General features: G+C 63.4%; 22 protein-coding genes. 6 read left to right on the top strand and 16 right to left on the bottom strand.

All coding sequences use genetic code 11. The annotated features are described in order from the left end of the window. Positions 1-45: 45 nt before the first annotated feature. Together MOD31_RS13985 and MOD31_RS13980 are read right to left on the bottom strand one after the other, a co-directional pair. On the bottom strand, positions 46-1,428 hold the full coding sequence (locus MOD31_RS13985) for a class I SAM-dependent RNA methyltransferase (RefSeq protein WP_250820938.1): 1,383 nt from the start codon (positions 1,426-1,428) through the stop codon (positions 46-48). Continuing rightward, the gene (locus MOD31_RS13980) at positions 1,429-3,402 is read right to left on the bottom strand and encodes an APC family permease (RefSeq protein ID WP_166842776.1); all 1,974 of its coding nucleotides are present in this window, start codon (positions 3,400-3,402) and stop codon (positions 1,429-1,431) included. It lies immediately after the preceding gene. Positions 3,403-3,516: 114 nt separating this feature from the next. On the opposite strand from MOD31_RS13980, the gene MOD31_RS13975 reads away from it, so the two are divergent. Continuing rightward, positions 3,517-4,188, top strand: a complete 672-nt coding sequence (locus MOD31_RS13975) for a TrkA family potassium uptake protein (protein ID WP_142939468.1) — start codon at positions 3,517-3,519, stop codon at positions 4,186-4,188. Continuing rightward, entirely contained in the window at positions 4,188-4,925 is a 738-nt protein-coding gene (locus MOD31_RS13970; protein WP_142939469.1) for a TrkA family potassium uptake protein, read from the top strand. Before MOD31_RS13975 ends, MOD31_RS13970 begins: the two co-directional genes overlap by 1 nt. Here the strand turns inward: MOD31_RS13970 and MOD31_RS13965 are convergent. The 4 genes from MOD31_RS13965 to dut all read right to left on the bottom strand — a co-directional run bounded on the left by MOD31_RS13965 (position 4,892) and on the right by dut (position 7,476). Next, entirely contained in the window at positions 4,892-5,692 is an 801-nt protein-coding gene (locus tag MOD31_RS13965; RefSeq protein ID WP_250820937.1) for a DUF3159 domain-containing protein, read from the bottom strand. The two genes, MOD31_RS13970 and MOD31_RS13965, sit on opposite strands and share 34 nt — an antisense overlap. Beyond that, positions 5,689-6,069, bottom strand: a complete 381-nt coding sequence (locus tag MOD31_RS13960) for a hypothetical protein (protein WP_208097145.1) — start codon at positions 6,067-6,069, stop codon at positions 5,689-5,691. The genes MOD31_RS13965 and MOD31_RS13960 overlap by 4 nt, the downstream gene beginning before the upstream one ends. Then, a complete protein-coding gene (locus MOD31_RS13955; protein WP_250820936.1) occupies positions 6,062-6,820 on the bottom strand; it encodes a DUF3710 domain-containing protein in 759 nt (252 codons plus the stop codon). The genes MOD31_RS13960 and MOD31_RS13955 overlap by 8 nt, the downstream gene beginning before the upstream one ends. 116 nt (positions 6,821-6,936) lie before the next feature. Continuing rightward, complete coding sequence (gene dut / locus MOD31_RS13950) at positions 6,937-7,476, bottom strand: dUTP diphosphatase (protein WP_250820935.1); 540 nt, start codon at positions 7,474-7,476, stop codon at positions 6,937-6,939. Between the two features lie 142 nt (positions 7,477-7,618). Between dut and MOD31_RS13945 the strand changes: the two genes are divergently transcribed. Then, positions 7,619-8,116 carry a DUF3093 domain-containing protein gene (locus MOD31_RS13945; protein WP_142939474.1) on the top strand — a complete coding sequence of 166 codons (498 nt, stop codon included), beginning with the start codon at positions 7,619-7,621 and terminating at the stop codon, positions 8,114-8,116. Here MOD31_RS13945 and MOD31_RS13940 read toward each other — a convergent pair. Next, positions 8,113-8,412 (bottom strand): DUF4193 domain-containing protein, encoded by a 300-nt coding sequence (locus tag MOD31_RS13940; RefSeq protein ID WP_024820531.1) that lies wholly within the window; start codon positions 8,410-8,412, stop codon positions 8,113-8,115. The genes MOD31_RS13945 and MOD31_RS13940 overlap by 4 nt on opposite strands. A gap of 301 nt (positions 8,413-8,713) precedes the next feature. On the opposite strand from MOD31_RS13940, the gene sepH reads away from it, so the two are divergent. Beyond that, positions 8,714-10,051 (top strand): septation protein SepH, encoded by a 1,338-nt coding sequence (gene sepH / locus MOD31_RS13935; protein ID WP_223942312.1) that lies wholly within the window; start codon positions 8,714-8,716, stop codon positions 10,049-10,051. Positions 10,052-10,120: 69 nt separating this feature from the next. Here sepH and MOD31_RS13930 read toward each other — a convergent pair whose 3' ends face one another. Genes MOD31_RS13930 through MOD31_RS13915 form a run of 4 tightly spaced genes read right to left on the bottom strand, consistent with a single transcriptional unit; the run spans position 10,121 to position 15,568 of the window. Then, on the bottom strand, positions 10,121-10,879 hold the full coding sequence (locus tag MOD31_RS13930; RefSeq protein WP_142939476.1) for a thymidine kinase: 759 nt from the start codon (positions 10,877-10,879) through the stop codon (positions 10,121-10,123). Beyond that, complete coding sequence (locus tag MOD31_RS13925) at positions 10,872-12,101, bottom strand: alkaline phosphatase family protein (protein ID WP_166842769.1); 1,230 nt, start codon at positions 12,099-12,101, stop codon at positions 10,872-10,874. The genes MOD31_RS13930 and MOD31_RS13925 overlap by 8 nt, the downstream gene beginning before the upstream one ends. Beyond that, positions 12,098-12,823 (bottom strand): DUF5998 family protein, encoded by a 726-nt coding sequence (locus MOD31_RS13920; RefSeq protein WP_142939478.1) that lies wholly within the window; start codon positions 12,821-12,823, stop codon positions 12,098-12,100. The genes MOD31_RS13925 and MOD31_RS13920 overlap by 4 nt, the downstream gene beginning before the upstream one ends. A 57-nt stretch (positions 12,824-12,880) precedes the next feature. Next, a complete protein-coding gene (locus MOD31_RS13915; RefSeq protein ID WP_250820934.1) occupies positions 12,881-15,568 on the bottom strand; it encodes a bifunctional GNAT family N-acetyltransferase/acetate--CoA ligase family protein in 2,688 nt (895 codons plus the stop codon). 55 nt (positions 15,569-15,623) lie between these two features. On the opposite strand from MOD31_RS13915, the gene MOD31_RS13910 reads away from it, so the two are divergent. Next, the gene (locus MOD31_RS13910; protein ID WP_250820933.1) at positions 15,624-18,140 is read left to right on the top strand and encodes a DNA topoisomerase (ATP-hydrolyzing) subunit A; all 2,517 of its coding nucleotides are present in this window, start codon (positions 15,624-15,626) and stop codon (positions 18,138-18,140) included. Positions 18,141-18,267: 127 nt separating this feature from the next. On the opposite strand, the gene MOD31_RS13905 is transcribed toward MOD31_RS13910, so the two are convergent. Then, positions 18,268-18,651 carry a VOC family protein gene (locus tag MOD31_RS13905; RefSeq protein WP_142939481.1) on the bottom strand — a complete coding sequence of 128 codons (384 nt, stop codon included), beginning with the start codon at positions 18,649-18,651 and terminating at the stop codon, positions 18,268-18,270. Positions 18,652-18,779: 128 nt separating this feature from the next. On the opposite strand from MOD31_RS13905, the gene MOD31_RS13900 reads away from it, so the two are divergent. Beyond that, positions 18,780-19,298, top strand: coding sequence for a DinB family protein (locus MOD31_RS13900; RefSeq protein WP_250820932.1), 519 nt, complete (start codon positions 18,780-18,782; stop codon positions 19,296-19,298). Between the two features lie 4 nt (positions 19,299-19,302). On the opposite strand, the gene MOD31_RS13895 is transcribed toward MOD31_RS13900, so the two are convergent. The 4 genes from MOD31_RS13895 to MOD31_RS13880 are packed head-to-tail and all read right to left on the bottom strand — an operon-like array spanning position 19,303 to position 26,446. After that, a complete protein-coding gene (locus tag MOD31_RS13895; RefSeq protein WP_142939483.1) occupies positions 19,303-20,313 on the bottom strand; it encodes a GNAT family N-acetyltransferase in 1,011 nt (336 codons plus the stop codon). Between the two features lie 9 nt (positions 20,314-20,322). After that, the gene (gene cydD, locus MOD31_RS13890) at positions 20,323-23,739 is read right to left on the bottom strand and encodes a thiol reductant ABC exporter subunit CydD (RefSeq protein WP_250820931.1); all 3,417 of its coding nucleotides are present in this window, start codon (positions 23,737-23,739) and stop codon (positions 20,323-20,325) included. Positions 23,740-23,746: 7 nt separating this feature from the next. Further along, on the bottom strand, positions 23,747-24,829 hold the full coding sequence (cydB, locus tag MOD31_RS13885) for a cytochrome d ubiquinol oxidase subunit II (RefSeq protein ID WP_250820930.1): 1,083 nt from the start codon (positions 24,827-24,829) through the stop codon (positions 23,747-23,749). Positions 24,830-24,847: 18 nt separating this feature from the next. Further along, positions 24,848-26,446 carry a cytochrome ubiquinol oxidase subunit I gene (locus MOD31_RS13880; RefSeq protein WP_142939486.1) on the bottom strand — a complete coding sequence of 533 codons (1,599 nt, stop codon included), beginning with the start codon at positions 26,444-26,446 and terminating at the stop codon, positions 24,848-24,850. Positions 26,447-26,590 lie beyond the last annotated feature (144 nt).

The following is a 26,590-nucleotide window of genomic DNA, read 5'->3' as shown; positions in this document are numbered from 1 at the left end:
AGGCAGTTTCACCAGTGGCACCACGGAACGCGGACTGCGCCGCAGTTACGGTCCGGGGACGATCAATCCCACCGTTTCCAGGTGATGGGTGTTCGGGTAAAGGTCGAAGGCCCGCAGCGACTCAAGCCGCCAGCCGCCTTGATGGAAGTAACCCAGATCACGCGCAAAGGATGCGGGATCGCATGACACATAGGCGATTGCGCGGGGTCCGGTGGCCATCAATTGCTTGACCACGGCCTTGCCCGCCCCTGCACGCGGTGGATCCAACACCAGCGAGTCGAAGCTGCGGGCGCGTTGGTGCAGCACCTTCTCCACACGCCCCTGCACGATTTCCACCTGGGATTGACCATGCAGGTTTTTTCGGGCGTCACGGCTGGTGCCCGGCGCGCCTTCAACGGACAGTACCGAACCGGTCACTCCGACGGCGTCCGCCAAAGGTGCCGTAAACAGGCCGGCGCCGGCGTAGAGGTCGGCCACCGTCGCACCGGGCTGTAAGTACCCACCGCGGGAAAGATAGCCCGCTACAGCGTCCACCAGCGTGTCCGGGGCGTCCTTGTGGATCTGCCAGAAACCCTCACCGGTTACACGGTACTCATGGCCTGCTGCGGTTTCCTGCACCCAGGTCCTCCCCCGAAGCTGCAGGACTTCGCCCTTGCCGGGATCGAAACTGGCAACCGAGACATCGTGCGGCAGCTGCGAAAGGATGCTGTGCAATCTCTTGGGGCTGGTGGACTCTTCCGGGGCCAGCAGGATCAGGGGCCGCGAACCGTTGGCGGGCACGGCAACTTCCACACGGGCGATGCCGGACAGGTCAAGGTCCCACAGCTTCAGCTCATTGACGCCCGCAAGCGCCAACGGCATCTCCTTGATGGGAAGCACCACATCTGAACGGTGTGCGTGCATGCCCAACCGGCCTTTGGGAGTCACCGCGAAGCTGGCCCGCGTACGCCAGCCGAGTCCGCCGTCGTGATTTTCTCCCACGGCTTCCACCTCGGTGGCGAGGTCCAGGTCGGCAAGGCGCTTGAGCTGCTCCGCCAGCACTTCGGCTTTCAGTGCACGCTGGCGCTGCAAGGAAATGTGTCCAAGCTCCGCGCCGCCCACCGGCGGTGTCCCGCGGCTCCAGGAACTCAGCGAATCCGCCTGCTTCCAGAAGTGCGGAACGCGGTCGGGTGAGGCTTCAAGGACCTCGACGACGTCGGCACGCCAGAAGCGCGACGAGTCACCGGAGTCGGTCAACCGGATCCGGACTTTCTCTCCCGGGATGCCGTGCCGGACGAAGATGACGCGGCCTTCGTGCCGGGCGACGAAGTGCCCTCCATGGGCGATGGGGCCGATGTCCACCACCAGTTCAGCACCGGGCGTGGCCTGGTCCGCGGAATGGTGGTCACCGGTGTGATGGTGTTGGGGGGAATTGCTGTGGGAGGTCATTTAGGTATCCTGCAGTGCCTTTGCTTCTTCGGACGATTTCAACTGCCACGGGACGCTGGCAACCATGACTCCAGGTTCAAAGTGGAGCCTCGTCTTGATTCTGAGTGCTGTTTGGTTATGGACGAGTTGCTCCCACCATTTGCCCACCACATATTCGGGGATGTACACCACGATCAGGTCCCGCGGTGAGTCCCGGCGCATGTTCTTGATGTAGTCCATGATGGGCGTCACGGTTTCACGGTAGGGACTGGCCAGGACGGTCAGGGGAACCGGAATTTCCAGCTTCTCCCAATCGCGGACGGTCTGGGCCGTTTCTTCGGCGCTGATGTCCACGGTCACGGCGTCCAGGCGCGAAGGCCTCGACGCCCGCGCATAGGCCAGTGCGCGAAGGACCGGCTTGCGGACATGTGAGACCAGGAGAACAGCGTGGACCCTGGTGGGCAATGCACGGGGCGAGGAGTCCTCATCCACCGCCAACTCCCGGGCCACGTTGTCATAGTGCGCGCGGATGCTCCACATAATGAGGAAGAGGACGAACATGGCGAGCAAGGCTATCCAGGCGCCTTGCTCGAACTTGGTGATGAGGACAATGACAAGGACCAGGGCCGTCATCCCGAAGCCCAGCATATTGATGGTCCGGGACTTGATGATGCGACGCCGGACAGCTTTGTCCCGCGCGAGTTTCAGTTCACGGCCCCAGTGCCTGATCATTCCCAGTTGACTTGCGGTGAAGGAGATGAAGACGCCCACAATGTAGAGCTGGATCAGTTTGGTGACATCGGCGTTGAAGGCGAGAATCAGGACCAGAGCCCCCGCTGCCAGCGCAAGGACACCATTACTGAAGGCAAGCCTGTCGCCTCGAGTACGCAGCTGCCTGGGCAGGTAGCCGTCCTGGGCCAGAATCGAACCCAGCACGGGGAAGCCGTTGAACGCCGTGTTGGAAGCAAACACCAGGATGACGCCGGTGGCAGCAACTACTACGTAGAAGAGGATGGAGCCGGAGCCGAAAATGGTGTCGGCTATCTGGCTGATGGCCGGAGTCTGGATGTAGCCCTCAGGCAGCGGCTTGCCGTCCACCAGGAACTCGCGGGCCGGGTCAAGGACAATGTGCACCTTGGTGGCGTTGGCCAAGTAGAGGATGCCTGCCAGCATGGAAGCGGCTATGACGCCCAGCAGGAGCAGGGTTGTTGCCGCATTCTTGCTCTTGGGCTTCTGGAAATTGGGCACCCCGTTGCTGATGGCTTCAACACCTGTCAGTGCAGCGGCTCCCGAGGAGAAGGCACGCAGAAGCAGGAAGGCTCCGGCCAGCCCCACCAGGCCCTCATCAAATCCAGGCTCGGGAACAATGGTGAAATTGGCCGAAGGCGCCTCCCCCAACGTGCCGGTGGCGGCCTGGAAGATGCCCACAGCGGTCATCCCAAGAATGGATGCCATGAAGATGTACGTCGGTACTGCGAACAGCGTCCCGGCCTCCTTGACACCGCGGAGGTTGACCAGCGCGAGGATGATCACGCCTACAGTGGCTATCAGCGCCTGCTGGCCATGCAGCGCCGGGATGGCCGTGGTGAGGTACGTCGCCGCCGAGGACATGGACACGGCAACCGTGAGCACGTAGTCCACCAGCAAGGCAGAAGCCACGGTCAATCCGGCATACTTGCCGAGGTTGACGTTGGCAATCTCATAGTCGCCGCCCCCGGAGGGATAGGCGTGGACGTTCTGACGATAGGAAGCCACAACTGTGAGCAACACCACCATGACCGCAAGGCCAACCAGCGGAGAGAAAGCCACGGCACTGACGCCGGCAAGGGCGAGCGTCAGCAGGATTTCGTCCGGGGCGTAAGCCACTGAGGACAGGGCATCCGAGGCGAAGATCGGCAAAGCGATGCGTTTGGGCAACAACGTGTGGGACAGGCGGTCATTCCTGACCGGCCGGCCCACCAACACCCGCTTGGCGGCATTCAGAATTGTCAGCACTCCGCAAAGCTACTCTGAATCCCCAGGGATGTCATGACGGTTGTCACCGGCATACCCCCGCTGCACCGGTAAAGTCATACCGAGCGGGACGGACTACACACATAAGGAGACACGGTGGCTCACTTCGTGATCATGGGTTGCGGCCGTGTTGGCGCAACCTTGGCACACACTTTGGAGGATGCCGGTCACTCCGTGGCCATCATCGACCAGGACGAGCGGGCCTTCCGCCGATTGCGCAACACTTTCACGGGGCGCAAGGTCACCGGTGTCGGCTTCGACCGTGACACCCTCAAGCAGGCCGGCGTCGAAGAGGCCTACGCCTTCGCCGCTGTCTCCAGCGGCGACAATTCAAACATCCTGGCCACGCGCGTTGCCCGTGAGACCTTCCATGTCTCCCATGTGGTGGCACGGATCTACGACCCCGGCCGCGCCGAAATCTACCAGCGGCTCGGTATCCCCACAGTGGCAGCCGTGCGCTGGAGTGCCGACCAGGTTCTCCGGCGGATACTTCCGGAGCAGCACCTGGCCGGCGACTACCGCGAACCTTCGGGCCGCTTGGTGCTGGCCGAAGTGGATCTGCACGAGGCATGGATCGGACACAGCATGGATTCCATCGAGTCCGCGGCCGGAATCCGCATCGCTTTCCTCACCAGGTTCGGCGAGGGCCTGTTGCCCCAGGCCGGGACTGCATATCAGGAAGGTGATACCGTCCACGCGATGGTGAGCCTTGACAGAACATCCGAGATCAGCCGAATTCTCGCCAAAGCACCCGCCAAGGAGTCTTAGTGAAAGTTGTCATTGTTGGCGCGGGCAGCGTCGGCTCGTCCATTGCACGTGAGCTCCTGGCTCACAAGCACGAGATTCTCCTGATTGATTTGAAGCCTGAAGTGATTGGGCGCAGCGGGCTGCGAGGGGCACGCTGGCTGGTGGGCGATGCCTGCGAACTCAGCACCCTGCAGGACGCGAAACTTGAGGATGCGGACGTGGTGGTTTCTGCCACCGGCGACGACAAAGTGAATCTGGTGGTGTCCTTGCTCGCCAAGACCGAGTTCGGAGTAGGCCGCACCGTGGGGCGCGTGAACAATCCCAAGAACGACTGGATGTTCAATGACTCCTGGGGGGTGGACGTTGCCGTCAACACACCGCAGCTTATGACAGCGTTGGTGGAAGAAGCGGTGGAAATCGGCGACATCGTGCGCCTGTTGACCCTCCAGACGGGCGTGGCCTCGATCGTGGAATTCACCGTTCCTCACGACTCCCACGTCATTGGCAGCACAGTGGGGGGCATTGAGTGGCCCGAAGACGCCACCCTGGTTGCCATCCTGCGTGATCAAGCACCCATTACGCCCACGCGTGATGATGTTCTGGACGGCGGTGACGAGCTGTTTTTCGTCACCACCATCGCAGCTGAGGACGGCTTGCGGGCTCTGTTGTCACCAGCGTCCGATGACGCCAAGGAACCCCGCGAGGGAACGTCAGAACCGGCAGATCAGTCCGCTGAGGACGATGGCTTCGACGGCTGAGGTGCCGGCTTGGTAACCAACCAGGCCACCCAAAGGCCCAGGATGTACAGCGGGGCGCCCATCAGAAGCCTGGTGGTAGCCAACGCTGTCAGTCCGGCCTCGCCCATGTAGTACAAGGGAACCTGAACCACCAAGCGCAGGGTCAGCACCGCAACCACAATCCACGTGCCCAAGGAGTAGGCCCGGAGCCGCTCCGGATCCTTGCGCCACTCCAGTCCTTCATTGCGCACGAAGCCGAAGAGAAGTCCGGCTACCGGCCACTTGAAGACGATGGACAGCACCATGGCCGCGATGTAAGCGATGTTGGTGAAGAAGCCGAGCACGTAGAAGTCCTCGGCCTTGCCTGTGGTGTTCGCCAGCCAGGCAGAAATGCCCACCCCCACCACTCCCGCCAATGCCTGCGTTAACGGACGGCGCTGGATCAAACGAACCACTGTGAAGACGGCGGCTGCAGCCAACGCTGCGATGAGGGCCGGAGTGAGGTCGCGCGTGACGGTAAAAGCCACAAGGAACACCAAACCCGGAAGGATGCTTTCGGCAATGCCCTGCACGCCGCCGGCGGACTTGAGCATATCCACGTGGCCGGCGCTGTTACGGTGGAGTCCGGCCTTCTGGGCATACCCTGCAGCGAGGTCGGACACAGTGGGCCCTTCCGCACCGGACTGTGGGGCGTCCGCCTGCGGTTCATCGTTTACGTGGGACGAAACGTTCTCGCCGGGCGTCTGACGCCCTGCGTCCTTCGGTTCGGAACCGTTGGCCACGGTCATAGGTGCTCCTGACGGGAAAGTATTTCGTAGCGGGGATTGAACATGGCCGGAAGGCCATCAACCTGAGTGACCATGCCCTTCAAGCGGAGTTCCACGCCGGCTTCAATGCCTGGAACCCGGGTCCTGCCCAGCCAAATCACACGGAGGCGCTCATAGGGCTTCCGGACTCCGCCGGCTCCCATGTTCGGCACACCTCCGCCGGGCCGCACGGAATCAACCACCACGGCAGAGAAGAATGGCTGCTCGCTGGGCGGCTGGTGCGTGACGGACTCAATGAAGCCCGTGCACACTGCGCGGCCCCGGACAGGGAGATCACGTACTCCCTGCCCTTCGGGACCTTGGCCGGCAACCCCATAGCGGCCCGATGCATCAGCCAATCTGGGTGATCTCCGGCCCTCGCTCCGGTTGCCGCATGGCGGGGTCCGCGGGGGGAACCGCACCTTGGGGGGCGCCGGCCTGGCCCGGCACTGCAGCATCCTTGGGCAGGCGCAGCTGCAGCAGTTCGCGCGGTGGCATCGGGTTATCACCGCGGACCACAACAACCTTACGGAAGAGCTCTTCCAGTCCTGCTGCGGCATCACGTTCGAGGGCGGCCTGTCCGCCCAAGACACCGCGCAGGAACCATCGCGGCCCATCCACACCCATGAAACGGGCTGCCCGGAAACCTCTGCTGCCGCCTGCCGCTTCAGCGGGAAGTTTGGCTACCAGCTCCGTGCCGAAACTTCCGGAAACTTCTTCGGTTTCCCCGCCTTGGCTCGCTACGGACTGGGTGATCTGTTCACGGATCTCATCCCAAAGTCCCTCGGAACGCGGCGCAGCAAAGGCCTGAAGCTGCAAGCTGGAACCGTTGAGGTCCATGGTCACCGCAACCACGCGTTGCGTGGCTTCCTCGACCTCAAGCCGCAGCTGGAGACCCTCGGCTGGTGCGATCAGCAGTGCACCGAGGTCCACGTAGCCATCGCGGTTCTCGATTTCGTCGATGTCCAAGGGACCCTTGCCGAGCCGGAAATCTCCGGGGGTGCCGGACCCGCCTGGCTCGGAAGTTGATGCCCCGGTACCGGACTCCTCGACGGTGCCGGCGGTTTCCGGCTTCTCGTCCTTGGACTTTTTGCCGCGCCCAAAAAGCATTGGGTTTTCTCCTTAGTAGTGGTCTATCCCCAAGTAAACCGCAACCACGTTAAACCTCACTAAACCGCTCCAATGCGTCAGGCGTGGGAGGCCGGTAAACAAGGTTCAGTAGTTTCTCAGGCCTTCGGTGCGTTGAAGCCGCCCGTGGACCCGAAGCCGCCGGTTCCCCGAACGGAATCCGATAGTTGGTCAACAGCAATGAACTGCGCGTATTCAACGCGCTGAATCACCATTTGTGCAATTCTATCGCCGCGTTTGAGGTCAATGGCAGTGTTTTGGTCGGTGTTCAGGAGCGTGACAGCGATTTCGCCACGGTAGCCGGCGTCCACAGTACCGGGGGCATTGACCACCGTCAGTCCGTGCTTGGTGGCCAGCCCGGAGCGGGGATGGATCAGGGCGACATATCCGTTCGGCAACGCAATGGAGACACCAGTTGGAACGAGTTTCCGCTCACCGGGGGCGAGATGCACATCTTCGCGGGCGCGGAGATCGGCACCCGCGTCTCCAGGGTGCGCATAAGAGGGAGCTTCCAAGCCGGCGTCGAGCATTTTCAACTGCACCTCCAAAGTGGGGGCGCCGTACGCTGCGGTGGTTTCGCTGCTGTCCGCAACTGCGGAAGCGGCGTCTGGACTGAATACTGCGGTCTCATTGCTCACAGTGGTTCATTCTACCGGGACCCGGTTCACCCGAGTCGTTCAGCCCGGCGGGCCTGGCTGGCGGGGCCGGGCAGGTGGGGCAGGCTGTGGCCATCCATGAAGGAGGGCGGAGCCCGGTGCCGATGCCCGATAAGCTGGATCCATGCCTACGCCTGACCAGTCCTCCCCCGTTCCTGCCCGGAACACCCCTTCGGCCTCCGAGGTCCTGTACACCGAGAAGCTATGGCCGTCCGTCTGGATCTGGATTGTGGTTGTTGGATTGTCCGGCGCGGGCGTCCTGATGTTTGGGCCCATCAGCGCCGCCACGGGCATCATCGCCGCTTTGGTCCTGCTGGCGATCATGACCATCATGTTGGTGCTTTCCACGCCCACCATCACGGTCACTGCCGACACCGTACGGGTTGGGCGGGCGAGCATAGACCGCGCATTCGTAGGTTCTGTCCAGGCGTTCAGAAAAGAGGAGGCCACTGCTGAACGTGGCCCGCGCCTGAACGGACTGGCTTATATGTGCTTCCGCGGCTGGATCGACGCCGTGGTCAAGATTGAGATCACCGACCCCGCAGACCGCACTCCTTACTGGCTGGCGTCCTCGCGTCGTCCGGATGAACTCGTTGCAGCATTGACCGCTTCCCGGAGCTAGCTCTCACACTCCTTGCAGTATTGGTGCCCGCCCCTTTCCGCGGCGATCTGGGACTTGTGCTTGACCAGGAAACAGTTGAAGCACGTAAATTCGTCAGGCTGCGGCGGCATGACCTGGATGAGGAGTTCTTCACCGGAGAGATCCGCCCCCGGCAACTCAAAGCCATCGGCGAGGTCGGTCTCGTCCACATCCACCGCCGAGGACTGCTTCCCCGACTGACGGGTCTTGAGTTCTTCCAGGGAATCCTCGCTGACATCTTCCTCGGTTTTTCGAGGGGCATCATAGTCCGTGGCCATGGTCCTTTTTGTCCTCCATACCTGTTCCGGGTGGAATACCGGATCGCAGGAACTCCCTGCCACCGGATTAAGGGTTCAAACGCCGGAAGCCCCGGATTTGTGCCCGATCTCGGCCAGATTGTCCTCCCCCTGGCCCTCAATGTCCATAGGCCCTCTTTCTTGGGTGCCCGTTGGCCAACAGCCCTCCGGACGTAACCTGTTTTCTGCGGAATATCACGGCACGCCCTTTGTCCTAGTAGGAAAAGACCCCCGCGGGTGGCAGAGTTTCGAATGTCAGTTATGCCATGTGGTGGAGGGTGTTATGCAGGATCTACGACTGGTAGGCGTCCACGACGACGGCGGGCATCTGCTCTTGAGCGGGCCCGGTGGTGCGATGTTCCAGCTTCCGATCGACGAAGCCTTAAGGGCCGCGGCGAGCCGCACCCCTGCCCAGGTGGCCGCACGCGCGTCCAACACAGCTATTGCCATGTCGCCCCGCGACATCCAGGCCAGGATCCGCAGCGGTGCCACGGCTACCGAGGTGGCCGAGCTTTCCGGCCTCCCCCTTGCCAACGTCCAACGCTACGAGGGCCCTGTGCTTGCCGAGCGTGAGTACGTGGTGCGCCAGGCCCGCAATATCGAAGTCGCCTCCCCTGCTCCCGGACATGACATCTACCGCTCGGCGTTTGGCGACACCCCGGCCACTCTGGGCGACATGGTTGACTACAGGCTCTCGGCGCACGGTATTGATTCCTCTACGGTGGACTGGGATTCATGGCGACGTCCGGACGGCACCTGGACGGTGGTCGCACGCTTCGAAACTGTTCCCGGCGCTCACGGAAGCATCGGCGAGGAACCGCCGGCCATGTGGACCTTCAGCCCCCAACGCAAATCGCTGCAGAACGCCAACCGTTGGGCCCAGCAGCTCAGCGAACTTGAGCCCATGGACGGTCCGGTCCCCGCCCGGCGGCTTGCTGCCGTCTCGGACAGGCCGTTCGACTTCGAGACCGACGCCGAAACTGCGGCGCGTGCGTCCGCGAAGGAATCAGACAGCCTTTTGGAAATGCTCCGTTCACGGCGCGGCCAACGCCTGGGCGTGGACGAAGACGGCGACGACGCCTTGGCCGTACTGCTGAGCAACGTTCCCGCAGCCCACCCCCGGCCCGGTGAAGAAGTGGACCAGGCAGCCGCGGATACCAGCCTCGCAGACGCTGAGCCCCTGGCCACCGGCGTGGAAGAGCCCACCCGTAAAGACGGCCGCCCTTCGATGTTGTCCCGGCTCAGCCTTGCTCCGCGGCACGTCGAGTCCCACGACGACGATGACTCCCTCAAGCTCCACAATGGGGTCAGCACCGACACCCGTGAAATAACGGTGGTAGCCAGTCCGCTGCGGCCGGTGACGCCGCTGACGGGGCGGAAGCCCGCAGGGCTGGACGAACTTCTGGGTGGCGGCGGCACCCCGCAACCACACGCGGAAGACCAGTCCGCCGGCGCACCCTCTGCCCGGGACCTCCATCAGGACGTGGCGCCGCCGGAGGAACAGGTAGATGCGGAAGCGCGCAAGGACGTTGATGCACCTGCCGAACGGCAGCCGTCCCGCCCCAAGCGTTCCAGCATCCCGAGCTGGGACGAGATCGTCTTCGGGGCCCGCGGCGACTAGCTCCAGGAGCTGGTGGACACGCCGGTTGGTAGGAACCTTGCCAGGCTGTTTCCTGGCCGGTCGAATCGCTTAGCTCTGCCGAAGGGCCCCTGCGCCGGGCCAGAGGCAGGCATCAATGTCGAACGGCAGTGTCTGGTCCGCCCCGGCCATCACATTGGCGCCATGGGCCGTTACACGCCGCATGTAGTGGCGACGGCACAAAGTCTCGTACCCCACCACCTGTGCGGGCAGCGTCTCCATCGGTAGTGCCTCCTGGACGTGCACCGTCTCCGTATGCGCAGCGTCGCCACTGTTTTGCGGCGCGACGTCGCCCACCATCACCTGGTCACCCTCCACCACCATAATGCCGTCCACGGTGCGGGCGTTTTGCGTTGCACGGCGGCCGCACCAGCACAAAGCTTCAACCTGGAGTACCTGGACTTTGTCGGCCAGTTCAATGAGCCGCTGAGAGCCTGGGAACAAGCGGGTGCGGAAGTCTGAGGTGATGCCGAAAGCGAAGACATCCACGTCCATCTCATCTACAACCCTTGCCAGTTGCTCCACTTGGAGCGGCGAGTAGAACTGGGCCTCGTCACAGATGAGGTAGTCCACGCGGAGCCCGGTGGTTCGCCGGGCTACCACTTCGTCCCAGAAGTCGGTGCCGTCCACAACTTCCACGGCATCGGTTTGAAGGCCAAGCCTGCTGGAGATTGTTGAATCACCGGCGCGGTCGTTACAGCTGAACCGCACGCCTCCGCGTCCCCGCGCCCGGTGGTTGTGGTCCATTTGGAGGGCAAGCGTGGACTTGCCGCAGTCCATGGTGCCCGAGAAGAAGACCAGCTCAGCCACGTTTGCCCTTTCTACCTGCAGCTGTGAAGCACAGCAACGGTACTTCGCGTTCGGCTTTGGTCAGGGATCCGTGTTGCCCCACCACTTCCATCGAGGACGGGCGTGCCCTTCGCGTGTCGTAAAGGGCCAAGGTGTCCCGCGCCGCGATCATGACGTCGCCAATCCGGGGAGCGACCTCGGGCCGTACCGGGCCGAACAACCCTGCATTAACGGCCTGCTCCCGTGTAAAGGCCCAGATCCTTTCACCAAAGCGCGAACGCCAGGCCGCAATCAGGGATTCCCTATGGGCCGGGGTGGTGTCCGGTTCAAGGTAGAGATGCACCATGCGGGGTTCCCCGGCAGTATGGCGGACTCCGGCCACCAGGGCTTCGTCAGCGGAGTAGTCGATCCTCTGGGATTCAGGGACGTCCAGCATGCCGTGGTCACCGGTTACCAGGATGGTGGTGCCGGCTGGCAGGGTTGCTGAGAGCCTCTTGACGGTGGAGTCGAGTTCTTCGAGTTGGTGCTCCCAGCGGTCCGACTGGCAGCCGTAGCGGTGACCCGCCTTGTCCAGCTCGTTGGCGTAGAAGTACATCAGGGAACGGCCACCGCCGGACATTGCCTCGGCGGCCGCGGCGGTCCGGGCATGGAGCGTGGTGCCACCAACAAAGCGGCTGCCGCGGAGTGCTGCCTGGGTCATCGGGGAATTTCCGAACTGCGGCAGGCTGACGGTTACGACGTCCAGTTCTCCGGCCAGCCGTTCGAAGACCGTCGTGTGAGGCTGCCACTGTGCAGGATCCACGTTGGCATCCCAATTACCCAAGAGGTTGACTACTTTGTCCTGGGCGGGATCGAGGACGTCGTACCCCACCATGCCGTGCTGCCCTGCCGGTAAGCCGGTGCCGAGGCTCGCCAAGGACGCCGCCGTAGTGCTGGGGAAGGCGGCGTCGATCCACGTGGGGATGTTGCCTTGTCCCGCAGCCATAACCGTGCGAAGGAAAGGCGTGTGTGAGGACTTCTGCTTCAAGAGGTTGCGGCCGAGGCCATCGGCAAGGACCACGCAAACACGCTGCGCTGATGGCAGCTGTAAGTGGTTGGTAAATCCGGACACGCCCAGGGATGCGGCAGAGCTGGTGAGGACTTCTGCAATGGATTTGCTGCCGAAAAGCGGGGGCGATGGGAGGTCAACGGCCGGAGCGCCGATCATGGAGGTATTTACCGGGTTCTGTGCGGTTTCCTTCAACGCTGGTGTCCGCGGCTGAGGCGGTTGCTGAAGACGCCCGAGCGCGGCCTTGGTGCCGGGATGCCGGCATGTTGGGCCGGTGACGGGTTGCCCGTATTGACCGCACGCAGTGCACGGGCAAAGATCTTGGCGTCCTGAACTGCCTGGAGCCCGTCTGCCTCTGCGCTGATCCGCAGGACGATGTCTTCCTGGGCGATGGTTCCGCTGTAACCGTGATCGGCTTCGCACTGGGGATCCCCGCAACTTGCCGGCCCCATGTCCAGGCGTTGGCCGCCCGACCAGGCAATGGACAACGTCATTTCACGGACAGGATCAGAGGGCTTGTAGTCCTGGGGTTGGGCATACATGTAGCTGAGGACCACTGAGCGGATCTGTGCCACCGGCACCGACTCCGTGGAAACCTGGGCAACGATCTGCTCTCCGGCTTCATCCAGCTGCTGGTCGTCCACGTGGGTAATCACCAGCATGTCTTCGGTGAGAACCAGCACAGTGATGTGCCTACGGACCTCGGCCCGATCAAAATGGGTCTCCAGGTGGACCAAGTGGGAGAGGCACTCCCGGCCGTCCAGGGCGTCATCAACGACGTCGGCCACCAACCGCGGGTAGAAAGCTGCCTGCTGCAGCGCCTGGTCCAGGCTCTGTCCCTGCGAGCTGTGATGGTGGGCGGTGTGGGGCCCGGCATTGGACGGGCGGGATTGAGGCGTCGGAGACTGGGTGCTCATTCCCCCATTTTCACAGATCGCTTGGTGAGTACCTAACTGTGCGGCGCGCTCCTGTGGCTAACTCCGCATCGCGCGGCGGGCACTGTCAGTGCGCTGCGCTGCGTTGCCGATCCACACATCCGCCCCCAGGATGGTGGCCCCGGTGGGACCCGCCAGGACTGGGTTGAACTCCACCAGAGCGATCCCGGGGTGGTCGTCCTTGAGCTTGGCAAGCCGGGCCGCGATGTCCTCCAGTGCTGCCACATCAACGGCAGGGAGTCCTTGGTACCCAAAGAGCTTCCTGGACGCCCGGGGTGAACGGATGACGTCATGGAGGTCGGCAGCGGCCAGCGGCGGCACCCGATGCGCCCAGTCATCGAGCAGGTTGACGGCATCGCCGGCCAGCCCAAAGGACAATACCGGCCCCAGGAGGGGGTCTTCCATGGCTCGGAAGGTGCATGCCTGCCCAACCGGCGCCATTGCCTGGACTTCGAGCGACGGCGATCCATAAGGCTCCAAGGCGCGGCGCATTTGGGCGACGTTCTGCCGCAGGGATTCGGCGTCCTGAATATCCAGTCGCACACCGCCCAGATCCAGTCGGTGCCGCAGCGCCGGGTCGGTGGTTTTGAGGACCACCGGCCAGCCCACAGTTTCCGCGGCCTGCACGGCCTCATCAGCGGTTCCAAATCCGAGCGTCGGCACCACATGGATTCCGTAGCCTGACAGCAGCGCCGCGGCAGCATCGGCGTCGAGCTTCCTGATCTTCTCGCCGGTAACACCGGCCAACATCGAGGTCAGCATGTCCTTGGTGCCGTCGACGTCGCAGTCCTCGGGCTCCACAAAGAGCCCTTGGTCCCGGTCGCGCCACTGCGCGTACCGCACGATCGCCGCAAGGGCGGCCACGGCGGCACCGGCATTGGAGTAGCACGGCAGCACGGGGGTACCTGCAGCGCCCACCATGCCCTCAACCTGCACGGAGGGATCCAGAATCCCGGTGAACGCCGCAACGACGGGTTTGCCGGCCTCGGCAGCACACTCGGCAAAAACGCCGGCGAGCGACTCCACGGTCAGCCCGCGCGCCGGGAGAAGTGCGGCCACCACAGCATGCACGGACTCGTCCGCGAGGCTTTCCTTGAGGCTGGCCCTCAATGCCGGAAGTGCCACAGACATTCCGGCATCGAGGTCGATGTCCGTCACCTGCTTGATCACCTCCAGCCCGTACGGCACGGCGGTATCGGCAACCACTTTGGCCAGCGCCACGGAATTGGAGTAGACGGCTACACCCGGTCCCTTGGGCAGCGCCTGCGAGGACGCTATTTGGGCGATATCCATGAGTTGTTCGATCGTCTCAACACGGATCACGCCAGCCTGGCGCATCATCGCGTCCACTGCCGCTGCCGGCGCCTGGGTGGTGCGGACCTCGTGCCCGGGAGGCAGGCTCAGGCCCGTGACGTCGGACTTGGCGACGATCACGGGTTTACTGCGCGACAACCTTCGGGCCAGTCGGGAGAACTTGCGGGGATTGCCGATGGACTCAAGATAGAGGCCAACGGCGGAAGTATCGGCGTCGTCTTCCCAATACTGCATGGCATCGTTGCCGGATACATCCGCGCGGTTTCCAGCCGACATGAACGAGGACAATCCGAGCCGGCGGCGGCTGGCAGCCGCGTAAACCGCCACACCCACGGCAGCGGACTGGCTGAACAAGCCCAGGCTGCCCCTGGGCGGCATGGTGGGGGCCATGGAAGCGTTCAGGGACACCGCCGGGTGCGTATTGAGGATGCCGAGGGACTCGGGCCCAATGACGCGCATCCCGTTTGCCCTGGCCCGCCGTACCAACTCATGTTGACGCGCGAGTCCCCGCTCGCCGTCGTCGGCAAATCCGGCCGTGGCCACCACGATCCCCTTGACGCCGGCGGCGGCGCAGTCGTCCACCACCTTGGGTACTTCTTCATAGGGAACAGCGATGATGGCCAGCTGCACCGGTCCCGGGATCTCGGACAACTTTCCGAAGGAGACCATTCCGGCGAGTTCGAACGCTTCCGGGTTGACGGCGTAGACCGGCCCCTTGAAGCCGCCTTCAATGATGTGTTCCAGAAGTTGGTAGCCCACGGTCCCCCACTTGCGGCTGGCACCGATGACGGCCACCGACGACGGCGACAAGAGGTCGCGCACGCTGCGCGCCTCCGCGCGGTGTTCGCGTGACTCCATGACGGCCCGCGATTTCTCCGTGGGATCGATATTGAATTCAACACTCACCACGCCGTCGTCGAATTGGCGTTTGACGTCATAGCCGGCGTCGGCGAAGACCATCAGCATCTTCCGGTTGTCCGGCAGGACTTCCGCCGTGAAGCGGCGAATGCCGTTTTCCCGGGCAGCAACGGCCAGGTGTTCCAGGAGGATGGACCCGATCCCGCGCCCTTGATGGGCGTCGGAAATGTTGAAGGCCACCTCGGCCTCTGTTGGATCGTCAAGACGGTCGTAGCGGCCGATCCCCATGATTTCGCCGCCGATGGTAATGACGAACGCGACGCGGTTGATGTGGTCCACTTCCGTGAAACGCCGGACTTCCTTACCGGAGAGCTTGGGTTTGAATGAGAAAAACCGCATATAGATGGATGCCTGCGACTGGCCGGCATGGAACGCCTGCAAAGCGTCCGCATCTTCAGGTCGTATTGGGCGAAGGTGGGCTGTCCCGCCGTCGCGCAGCACGACATCAGCTTCCCAATATTCCGGATAAATGCCGACGCCGGGCTGATCCACCATAGGCTTAGCCTAGCTAAAACATCCGCAGTACAACTTTCGAGGATTTACCGACCCCATGGCCCGCAGCCAAAAATCAGCACGCACAGCCGAACCCCTCGGCGATTTCACCGAGAATATCGTGGACATCGACGTCACGTCAGAGATGGAAGGCTCCTTCCTGGAGTACGCCTACTCGGTGATTTATTCGCGTGCTCTCCCGGACGCCCGCGACGGACTGAAGCCTGTTCAACGGCGCATCCTGTACATGATGTCCGACATGGGCCTCCGCCCGGATCGCGGACACGTCAAGAGCGCGCGCGTGGTGGGCGAGGTCATGGGCAAGCTCCACCCGCACGGCGACACCGCGATCTATGACGCCATGGTGCGCATGGCGCAGGATTTTTCCCTCCGCCTTCCGTTGATTGATGGCCACGGCAACTTCGGATCGCTCGACGACGGACCGGCAGCACCGCGTTATACAGAGGCACGGTTGGCGGCAGCCGCCCTGACCATGACAGACCACTTGGACGAAGACGTAGTGGACTTCGTCCCCAACTACGACAACCAGCTGACGCAGCCCGATGTCCTCCCTGCCGCTTTCCCCAACCTGCTGGTTAACGGCACCACTGGCATCGCAGTGGGCATGGCGACGAACATGCCTCCACACAACCTTGTTGAGGTAATTGCCGCTGCACGCCACCTGATCGCCAGCCCCGACGCCACGTTGGATGACATCATGAGGTTCATCCCGGGGCCCGACCTTCCCACCGGTGGCCGGATCGTGGGCTTGGATGGAATCCGCGACGCCTACGCCACAGGTCGCGGATCCTTCAAGACCCGCGCCAAGGTGGAGGTGGAGCAGCTTTCGGCCCGACGCACCGGGCTGGTAGTGACCGAACTGCCTTACATGGTGGGTCCGGAGAAGGTGATCGAGAAGATCAAGGACGCCGTCAACGCCAAGAAGCTCACGGGCATCAGCGATGTGGTTGACCTCACGGACCGTAATCATGGCCTACGCCTGGTCATCGAACTGAAGAACGGCTTCAATCCCAACGCCGTACTGCAGCAGCTGTACCGCTACTCGCCCATGGAAGATTCCTTCGGCATCAACAATGTCACCCTGGTGGACGGCCAGCCGCAGACGCTGGGCCTGCTGCAGTTGCTGCAGGTGTACGTCGAACACCGCCTCAATGTGGTGCGCCGCCGTACCTCCTTCCGCCTTGGCAAGAAGAAGGATCGTCTCCACCTGGTGGAGGGCTTGCTGATCGCAATCGTGGACATCGACGAAGTCATCCAGATCATTCGTTCCTCCGACGAAGCCTCAGCAGCGCGTGAACGCCTCATGTCCATCTACGACCTCACCGAGATCCAGGCCAATTACATCCTGGAACTGCGCCTGCGGCAGTTGACCAAATACTCACGTCTTGAACTGGAGAAGGAGCAGGACGAACTCCGCCGCGAGATCGAGGCACTGGAAGCCATCCTTGCCTCTGATGCGTTGCTCCGCGATCTCGTCTCCGGCGAGTTGGCCGTGATAGCGGACAAGTACGGCACACCCCGGCGCACTGTGCTCCTGGAGTCGGAAGCAGTCTCACCCACCGTTGCCGCAGCATTGGCAGCATCAGCACCCGGCCCCAAGGGCAAAGCCGCAGCCCTGCCCTTGGAAATCCCCGACGACCCCTGCTGGGCCTTACTCAGTGCCTCGGGCCAAATCGCCAGGACTTCCAACCAGGAACCGCTGGCCGAAGCGGGCCCCCGGACCAAGCATGATGTGTTCCGCTCGGTGGTGAAGACCAGCGCCCGGGGCGAAATCGGTGCAGTCACATCGCAGGGGCGCATGCTACGGCTCCAGGTGATGGACATGCCCGCGTTGCCGCCGGTCTCAGGCCTGCCCAACCTGGCCGGCGGCGTTCCGGCCAAGGACTTCATCACGTTGCTTAAGGGCGAAACCCTGGTGGCGTTCGTGCCTCTGGACGCCGTCCTGGCCATTGGCACGGTTCAGGGCGTCGTGAAGCGTGTTCAGCCGGATTACCCCCTGAACCGTGAAGACTGGGAGATCATCGCCCTGAAGGACAAAGACTCGGTCCTGGCGGTGGAACCGGCGCAGGAAGAGAACGTCGATCTGGTGTTCGTGACACGGCAGGGACAGTTGCTTCGATTCAGTGCATCGAACGTTCGCCCGCAGGGACGCACAGCCGGTGGCATGGCCGGCATCAAGCTGGCTGCCGGCGACGAAGTGATCCACTTCGGTACCGTTCGCGCGAACGATCCTGCCGCCGTCGTGGTGACTATTGCCGGAACCACTGGCGCCCTTCCCGGCACGGCCCCCGGAACCGCGAAGGTAACCGCTTTTGAGGAGTATCCCGCGAAAGGCCGGGCCACCGGCGGCGTCCGGGTCCACCGCTTCCTCAAGGGCGAAGACACCCTGCTTCTGGCCTGGGCCGGGCACGGTCCGGCCAAGGCTTCATCCGCCGCAGGCGTGGCCCGGGCACTCCCCCACGAGCATGGTCGCAGGGATGGATCCGGCGTCCCGCTGTCCCAGCCCGTGGAAGCAATCGGCCCGAGCATGGCATGGGCTGACGCAGCAGAATAACCGGAGGGACTCTCCGCCAGGCGCAACAAAACTGCCAGGCGCAACAAATCTGCCAGGCACATCAAAGGCCGGGGGTCATGAAACCCCCGGCCTTTGCGATGCCGTGGCGTTAGGGCCACCGCGTGGGCTAGCCGCTTTGGTTAAGGCTCAGTATGTTTCCCTCGCTGTCCAGGAACCAGGCCGCGGCGCTACCGTCGGGCATGGTGGCCACTCCGTCCTCGGTCTTTAAACCGGGGAAGTCGTAGTCTTCAAACACAACTCCCTTGCCCCGGAGCTCCTGCACGGCGGCTTTTAGGTCACTGACCATCCAGCCGATCTGGGTGTTCTTGGCAGTCCCTGCATTCGGTGTCTGATAGATGAAGAATCCCGTTCCGTCGCCGCATTTGTACTGAAGGTTGTCCTCATCATCCGGATTTTCGGGTTCCAGACCGAGTTTCTCGCTGTAATACGCGCGTGCCCGGGCTATGTCGTGTGCCGGTAGGACGGCACCAACCTGCTGATCCTTGAGCATTGCTTTCTCTTTCCGGCTCTCCCCCCGGAACGAACTTTACTCCCGGGAGAGTCCATCCGTAATCCAAAAATGACACCAACTTTCCCGGCCTGTTCGAAGGTGTTTGCCGGGCGGCTTAGACTAGCCGCATGCCGATCATCCCTGATGAAAAAGACTGGACCTGGGTGCTCTCTGAGCCCTGCCCCGAGTGCGGGTTCGACCCCGTAACGGTGACTCCTTCCACGGTGCCCGGCATCGTCCTGAACATGCTCCCGCGGTGGCGGGCCGTGCTGCGCAGGGAGGACGTGGCCACCCGCCCCAATGACCACACCTGGTCCAACCTTGAGTACGCAGGCCACGTCCGCGACGTCTTCAGCCTGTTCGACCAGCGCCTGAACCTCATGCTCACGGAGGATGACGCCCGGTTCGCCAACTGGGACCAGGACCAGGCCGCGATAGATGGCGAGTACGGCTCGGCGGACCCACGGACGGTGGCCGATCAACTCGAAGCCGAGGGGAAGGAGATTGCGGAATCCTTCGCCAGAGTCACCGAGGATGACTGGCAGCGGACCGGAACGCGCAGCAATGGATCCTCATTTACCGTGCTGACGTTCTCCCAGTATTTCCTCCACGATGTTGTTCACCATCTTCATGATGTGGACGGCTAGGAAGCTAGAGCATTTTCTCCCACGTCATGCTGCGGTTCACGGGCGTGTAGCCCATGCCCAGGTAGAGTTCCAGCGCCCCGGTGGGATTGGCTGAGTCCACGTCCAGTGATGCCACCTCCATTCCGGCTGAGGCGTAGCGCTGCATGGCATCGGCGAGCAGTGCTTGGGCTATGCCCCGGCCCCGGTAGGCACGCCGCACGCCAAGGAGCTCGGTGTAGCCTTCCTTGAAGCCGCGCTCCGCAGCAGAGTCGGGATCGAAGCTGGTGAGCTGATAGCCGGCCACCTCGCCGGTGGACGAATCAATGACCACTGCACTGAGATCGGGCCGGGCAGTGGGTTCCTCGATGGTGAAGCGCCACGATTCTTCGTCCCGTGGCTCGCTCCCCCAATGGTCCCTGAACGCGTCGTTGTGGGCCTGGCGTACGGGTTCAAAAAGCGAAGGCTCCAGCGTCCTAAGCTCAAGCCCTGCTCTCAGGGCGGCCCGGGGCAGCTCGTCCGAAAGAGGCCGGTGCATTTCGTTGAACCAGCGCACAGCACCGTAGCCATGGCCCATCAGAAGCTTCGCCTGGTGCTCGTGCTGTTCCTCGGTCTGGATCCGGAGGCGGGGCGGCGCACTGGTGTGACCGGCCGCCTCATCGGCGTGAAACCTGTTGCGCACTTGTCCTTCCTGCCACATCAGGATTGCGGAGCCGATCCCCCGTTGCTGCCATTCCGGGTCAACGCACGCCATGCCGGTGGCTTTGTCCCCGTCCGGGTTCTTGGCGATGCGTCCATAGGCACGGGCTACTCCGCCTGCGTCCAGGCCCAGGAGCGTGCTTGTCTCAGCCGGGTTCTTGGAGGACTCCATGACGTGGAGCAGGTCGCCACGCTTTTCGTACCAAACGGGATGTTCGACGGCGGCCGTACGGGCGATCAGGCCCGCCCAGTTATCGAGGTCCTCCATAGTGGCTGGCCGCCAGCTCAGACCGGTGGCAACGGCATCAGGCAGGGCTTGGCTTGAGGATTCAAACGGCATGCCAACAGGCTACTGAGGAGTAGGCCTTCCCACCAGTTCCGCCGCGCCCTGCGCCGTGAGTCCGTCACGTTGCTCCGCGGAAACCTGACCCCCAGGCATTTCCAGCCGCGAGTCTGAGGGATCAATGTCCTCAGGATTGTGGGTAACCAGCACAACGGTGACGTCCTTGAGTCCGTTGCGCAGGATGGCCATCATTTCCCGCGCCGAGCCCGCATCCAAATGCGCAGTCGGTTCGTCAAGCAGCAGCACGGAGGCTCCGGTCAGGAGTGTCCTGGCCATGGCCAGGCGCTGGCGTTCACCGCCGCTGAGGAAAGAGCCGCCTGGTCCGATCCGGGCGTCGAGTCCGTCCGGCAACGCTTCAACCACGGAATCAAGCCCGACGTCGGCCAGTGCCTTGTGCATTTCGGCCTCGCTGGGCTTTGCGGCAGCCGGCCGGCTCAGGAGGAGGTTGCCTCGGATTGTGGAGTCGAACAGGTGTGCTTCCTGGGGGCACCATGCCGCCGTGCCGGAAAGCTTCACAGTGCCTTCCGCCAGGGGTAGGAATCCCAGTAGCACCGAAAGCAGGGTGGACTTACCGGCCCCGGAGGGGCCGGTCACGGCAAGCCAACGGCCGGGTTCTGCCTCAGCGTTGACGCCGGCGAACACTTGCGGGCCACCTGGCCACGCCGCCGAGGCGCCCTTCAGCTCCAGTCCAGCCTTATCCGGACGATCAGGCAGTTGCCGCGTGCCGCCGTCGTGTTCTTTCGCAAGGTTCGCTTCTGCAGGGTCGGTGGTGCCAGGGGTATCCAAAGCACCGGATGATGCCACCCGGTCCAGGACGGCCGCGAGCGCCGGGGCTTGGCGCACAGCTGAGACGATTCCACCGAAGGGTTCCACCAGGGCCAGTTGCATCAGGACAATGACGGCCGCGAGTTCGGGAGCAATAGTGCCATTGAGCACGGCGGGTGCGCTCAGGGCTCCGGCCCAGAGGGCGGCCAGAGAGCACGCAAGGACGATCACGGCCTGCCCGAGTCCTTCGGCCCACGCAGAGCGCTGGGCAGAGAGGGTGGCGCTGCGGTCCTTGGCACGCAGTGCTTCAAGGACCGGCTCCCCCACCCCGTTGGCGTTGAGTTCGGCACGGGCGTCAAGGGCGGCAGCCACTCCCCGCAGCACCACTGACCGCAGCTTTTGTTCGGCACTGGCGGCGTTCCTGTCAGCCAGGACGGCCAGGATCGGCGCTGCGAGCAGGCCTGCCACGGCGGCCACAACAATCGCCGGCAATGCATCGGGTAAAACGATGGAAGTGGCGAGGATGGCCGCAGCTCCGACTCCGACGGCGGTCACGGGCGGTAGGACAACCCGGGGAAGAAGGTCCCGGAGGGTGTCTACGTCGTCCACGATTGAGCCCAACACGTTGCCGCCTTGGAGGAGGCGCCGGAGGGAAAGGGCCCTGCGGCTTAGCGATGCCCAGAGTGCGCCGCGGAGGCGGGTCATGGCGGCGAAGACTACATCATGGGTCAAAAGCCGCTCGCAGTAGCGCAGAACGGCCCTTCCGATGCCGAAGAACCTCACTCCGACGATCGCGCCGAGCAGGTAGAGAATGGGCGGCTGCTCGCTGGCCCGGATGATGAGCCATCCGGACAGGCCGGACAACGCGACTGCGAAGAGGGCGGCCAGGACGGCCACCGCGCCGGCGGCGGCGAACTTCCAGCGCACGGGTTTCAGGGCCCGGAGAAGAGCCCCCAGGCTGCTGGTGGAGGGAGGTGTTGGGAGGTCTTGGTGTTGGGCGGCGCCCTTAGGGGGGACCACAACTGCCCCTGCGCTTGCAACTGAGGACGCTGAGTGTTGGTTCTGATGCCGGCTTCCTACCGGTACCACGTGGTCGGCGAGCGCCCGGGTGGCGGCGTCGTGGGCCACCAGGATCACGGTCACGTTGCCGCGGACCGCCTCTATGGCGCGGCGGACCACGCTTGCCGAGTATTGGTCCAGATGGGCGGTTGGTTCGTCGAGCAGCAGGGTGGTAGCCCCGGCTTCCACCCGTGCCAATCCACGGGCAAGTGCTATTCGGCGCAGTTCGCCTGGGCTCAGTTCCGCGGGATGCTTGGCCGCCAGGTGGCCGGCTGAGGCTTGCCGGAGAACACGGGTGGCTGCCTCGGCTGTGTTCCCCGCATATCCGTGCAGATAGAGCTCAATTTCCTGCTGCACCGTTTTGTTGGTCATGACCGGGTGTTGCGGAACCCACGCGATTGTCCCTGGCGACGCACCGTTGACCGTCCCGGTAACCGCCGCGCCTGGCCCTGGACCGATAAGCCCGGCAAGGACGCCCAGGACTGTGCTCTTCCCGGAGCCGCTGACGCCGTCGAGGGCTGTGACACGTCCCGGCTCCGCTGTGAAGCTGAGGGGCCCGACGGCGGCAGCGGACCGTCCGTTGTAGGTCACCGACAAGTCGGTCACCACCACGCCCGCCGGGGCTGCGTCGGACGTCCTCCCATGCTGGAGGTGCTCATGCGAGGGAGCGTCCAGCACGGCATTGGTGGTCTCAAGGGCCGCCCTGCCGTCATCGCTGGCGTGGTGGGCGGTGCCAAGCTCCCGGAGGGGAAGGTAGCAGTCCGGCGCCAGGATCAAGGCCAGGAGTCCGGCTTCGAGGGGCATGTCGCCATGCACCAGCCGGACACCAATGAAGACCGCCACCACGGCCACTGAGATGGTTGCGATGAGTTCCAATGCCAGGGCGGAGAGGAACGCCGTGCGGAGGGTGCCCATGGTCCGGGTGCGGTATTGCTCGGAGATATCTTCCAGAGCAGCGCGCTGTTCGGTGGCGCGTCCAAGGCCCACCAGGACGGGAAGGCCTTTAGCGAGCTCGAGGATGTGGCCGGACAGTTTCCGGAGCGTGCTTTGCGCCTCCCTGACAGTGTCTTCGGTGTGCCGTCCTATCAGCACCATGAACAGTGGCACCAAAGGGACCGTCAGGACGATCACCACGGCACTTACCCAGTCGGCGAAGAGTATCCGGGCTCCGATCAGCAGCGGGACCGTTGCGCAGTTCACTATTGCCGGCAGGTACTGGGTGTAGTAGTCGTCCAGCGCGTCCAGTCCGCGCGTCGCGAGGATCGCCAGCCCGCCGTCGTTCATTCCCGCCACGGGCGATGAACCGGCGTCGGACAGTGAGCGCTTCAGCAGCCGCGCCCGCAGTTCCTCTTTCACGCCCAGGGCCGCCCGCCTGGAGGCGATGCCTTGGCCCCACACTGTCAGCGATCGCAGAACGGCACCGGCCGCACCCCAGACAAGTCCGATGTGCCACTCCCCTGATCCGGAGGCGAGCCCTGCCAGCATTCCCGCTACGGCTTGCGCCATGAGCACCAGGGACAGTGCCTTGAGGGCGGACATGAGGCCGATACCGTACAGCGCCGATCGCGTTGCCGGGCCGGAGGGGAACACGGGTTTCATGGATCGACTAATCTCCCGTTTGGTTTCGCGTGGCGGAGGGGCTTTCCTTGGATACCATCACTTTCGCAGCAATGGCGGGCAGGAACCCGTGGGCTTCCGGGATGTGTGCGGCGCTGACGCGTCGGCGGAACACCCAGTAAGTCCATGACTGGTAAGCAATCACAAGTGGCAGTCCAACGGCTGCGACGATGCTCATGAGGCCCAGTGTGTAGTCCGAGGACGAGGCGTTGGAGATGGTCAGATTGAAGGCAGGATCGATCGTGGAGGGGATGACTACCGGGAAGGCCGCTCCAAAGATGGCCGCTGTGGCGCAGACAATGAAGGCACCCAAGGCACTGAAGGCCCGCCCTTCGGACCCCGTACGGGCCAGTCGCCACGCCAGGACGACGGCGACTACCGCCGCTGCCACCAAAGCCCAGGTCCAGGTCTTGCCGCTTAGGAACTGGACGGCCACCATCCAGCCGAACATCGGAAGTACCGCGAACGGCACCCATCGCACGAACCAGCGGCGGGCGCGGTGCCGCACGTCGCCGTCGGTCTTCAGGGCCAGGAACGCCAGGGCGTGAACCAGCGCGAATGCCACCACGCCGAAACCACCCAGGAGTGCATAGCCGCTGAACCAGGACATGGGGCCACCGACGCGATCCCCGTTCTCATTCAGGGGCAGTCCCGTGGTGGTGAGGGCCAGCGCTGCGCCGATGCCGAAAGCAGCCACGAAGGATCCGACGGCGATCGCCCAGTCCCAGCGGTTACGCCAGCTCTCGGAGTCCACCTTGCCGCGGTATTCGAAGGCGACAGCCCGGAAGATCAGCGCAGCCAGGACCGCCAGGAGCGGGAGGTAGAGGCTGGAGAACAGCGAGGCGTACCAGAGGGGGAAGGCAGCGAAGGTGGCACCGGCGGCGGTGAGCAGCCACACCTCATTGCCGTCCCATACCGGGCCGATGGTGTTCAGCAGGACGCGGCGGTCGGTGTTGTTGCGCGCGAACAGCTTCATGAGCATTCCCACCCCGAGGTCAAAGCCTTCCAGGAAGAGATAACCGGTCCACAACACCGCGATGGCCACGAACCAGATGGTTGGCAACAGTTCCATTGTCAGTACCCCTTGGCTTTAGTAGGCGAATGCCAGGACGTCGTCGCCGGACTTGTCCGGGCCGGCGCCGTCGTCGTTCTTGTCGTGTTGGTTATCTGTGTCTTTGGCGTGGGCCAGTTCAGGCATCGCCGAGGCCACGCCCCCGCGGATGTACTTGACCAGGAGCTTCACTTCCACCACCAACAGCACGGCATAGATGGCGGTGAGGACCACCAGGGAGGTCATGAGTTCTCCGGCGCTGACGCCCGGGGATACCGCGGCAGCTGTGAACATGAAGACCTGGTCAATACCGTTCATGTCCGGGTTGGGCGCCACCACGAATGGCTGCCGGCCCATTTCGGTGAAGATCCAGCCTGCGGCGTTGGCGCCGAAGGGAGCGAGAATCCCAAAGACAGCAAGGCGCATCAGCCACTTGGATTCGGGAACTACGCCCTTGCGGGTCACCCAAAGCGCGAGCAGGGCGGCGAAGGCTGCGATGCCACCGAAGCCGATCATCATGCGGAAGCCCCAGTAGGTGACTTCCATGACGGGCACGTATTGGATTTCCTGTCCGGCGCGCTCACCGTAGAGCGGGTTGTCCGGCAGGTGGGTGCCGTACTTTTCCTTGTACTCGCCCAGCAGGCTGTTCACGCCCTTCACTTCAGTGGTGAAGTCGCCCTTGGCCAGGAAGGAGAGGATGCCGGGGACTTCGATAACTGCAACGATGTCCTCGCAGTTGGTCGCTCCCAGGTTGCCAACGCTCAGCACCGAGAAGCCCGTGCCGTCGTGGCAGGCAGCTTCAGCGGCGGCCATCTTCATGGGCTGCTGTTCGAACATGAGCTTGCCTTGGAGATCACCGGTGATGGCGGTTCCGGCGAAGGAGATCATGGCCACCACAGCGCCGATCCGCAGGGATTTCATCCAGACCGTGTAGTCAGCCTTGTCACGGCCCGGGATGGCTGCTTCGCCGGGAATCAGTTTTCCGTCTTTGCCAACGACGTCAATGCCGTCGTGGCGCCGACGCCACAGGTGGTACCAGGCGATCCCCAGCAGGAAGGCGCCGGCAACAGCCAGTGCGCCAAAGAGGGTGTGGGGCACGGCAACCAGCGCCGTGTTGTTGGTAAACACTGCCCAGGCGTCCGTCATCACGGGCCGGCCATCCACCATCTCAACGCCTACGGGGTGCTGCATCCAGGAGTTGGCCACAATGATGAAGTAGGCGGAGAAGACGGAGCCGATGACGGCGATCCACAAGCAGGCCAGGTGCACGCCGCGTTTGAGCTGCTTCCAGCCGAAGATCCACAATCCCAGGAAGGTTGATTCGACGAAGAAGGCCAACAGGGCTTCGAGGGCCAGTGGTGCGCCGAAGACGTCTCCGACGAACCGGCTGTACTCACTCCATGCCATGCCGAACTGGAATTCCTGCACGATGCCGGTGGCTACACCCATGATGAAGTTGATGAGGAAGAGCTTTCCCCAGAACTTGGTCATGCGAAGGTACTCCGGCTTGCCGGTGCGGTACCAGATGGTCTGGATGATGGCCACCACCAGGCCGAGGCCGATAGTGAGCGGCACCATCATGAAGTGGTAGACGGTAGTGATACCGAATTGCCAGCGTGCGATTTCCAAGGCGTCCATGGCTGTCCTTTGTGCGGTGGACCGAAGTACGATGACCTTACTTCTACGTCACGTAGAAAACTTCTCTTCTACACAGTGTAGAACAAATGGAGATCGCCAAAACCCATTCTTCAAGTGGCCTTACCCACGCGCAAGGGTCCGCTC

The organism is Paenarthrobacter sp. TYUT067 (assembly GCF_023656375.1).
Lineage (GTDB): Bacteria > Actinomycetota > Actinomycetes > Actinomycetales > Micrococcaceae > Arthrobacter.
This window is presented reverse-complemented; position numbering and strand designations above follow the sequence as displayed.

What these genes read in the sequence shown, in the direction of transcription:
- MOD31_RS13985 (WP_250820938.1), bottom strand. Translation starts at nt 1,428, where the DNA reads ATGACCTCCCACAGCAATTCCCCCCAACACCATCACACCGGTGACCAC.
- cydD (WP_250820931.1), bottom strand. Translation starts at nt 23,739, where the DNA reads ATGAAACCCGTGTTCCCCTCCGGCCCGGCAACGCGATCGGCGCTGTAC.
- MOD31_RS13910 (WP_250820933.1), top strand. Translation starts at nt 15,624, where the DNA reads ATGGCCCGCAGCCAAAAATCAGCACGCACAGCCGAACCCCTCGGCGAT.
- MOD31_RS13965 (WP_250820937.1), bottom strand. Translation starts at nt 5,692, where the DNA reads ATGACCGTGGCCAACGGTTCCGAACCGAAGGACGCAGGGCGTCAGACG.
- MOD31_RS13940 (WP_024820531.1), bottom strand. Translation starts at nt 8,412, where the DNA reads ATGGCCACGGACTATGATGCCCCTCGAAAAACCGAGGAAGATGTCAGC.
- MOD31_RS13955 (WP_250820936.1), bottom strand. Translation starts at nt 6,820, where the DNA reads ATGCTTTTTGGGCGCGGCAAAAAGTCCAAGGACGAGAAGCCGGAAACC.
- sepH (WP_223942312.1), top strand. Translation starts at nt 8,714, where the DNA reads ATGCAGGATCTACGACTGGTAGGCGTCCACGACGACGGCGGGCATCTG.
- MOD31_RS13945 (WP_142939474.1), top strand. Translation starts at nt 7,619, where the DNA reads ATGCCTACGCCTGACCAGTCCTCCCCCGTTCCTGCCCGGAACACCCCT.
- MOD31_RS13915 (WP_250820934.1), bottom strand. Translation starts at nt 15,568, where the DNA reads ATGGTGGATCAGCCCGGCGTCGGCATTTATCCGGAATATTGGGAAGCT.
- MOD31_RS13895 (WP_142939483.1), bottom strand. Translation starts at nt 20,313, where the DNA reads ATGCCGTTTGAATCCTCAAGCCAAGCCCTGCCTGATGCCGTTGCCACC.
- MOD31_RS13920 (WP_142939478.1), bottom strand. Translation starts at nt 12,823, where the DNA reads ATGAGCACCCAGTCTCCGACGCCTCAATCCCGCCCGTCCAATGCCGGG.
- cydB (WP_250820930.1), bottom strand. Translation starts at nt 24,829, where the DNA reads ATGGAACTGTTGCCAACCATCTGGTTCGTGGCCATCGCGGTGTTGTGG.
- MOD31_RS13900 (WP_250820932.1), top strand. Translation starts at nt 18,780, where the DNA reads ATGCCGATCATCCCTGATGAAAAAGACTGGACCTGGGTGCTCTCTGAG.
- MOD31_RS13905 (WP_142939481.1), bottom strand. Translation starts at nt 18,651, where the DNA reads ATGCTCAAGGATCAGCAGGTTGGTGCCGTCCTACCGGCACACGACATA.
- MOD31_RS13880 (WP_142939486.1), bottom strand. Translation starts at nt 26,446, where the DNA reads ATGGACGCCTTGGAAATCGCACGCTGGCAATTCGGTATCACTACCGTC.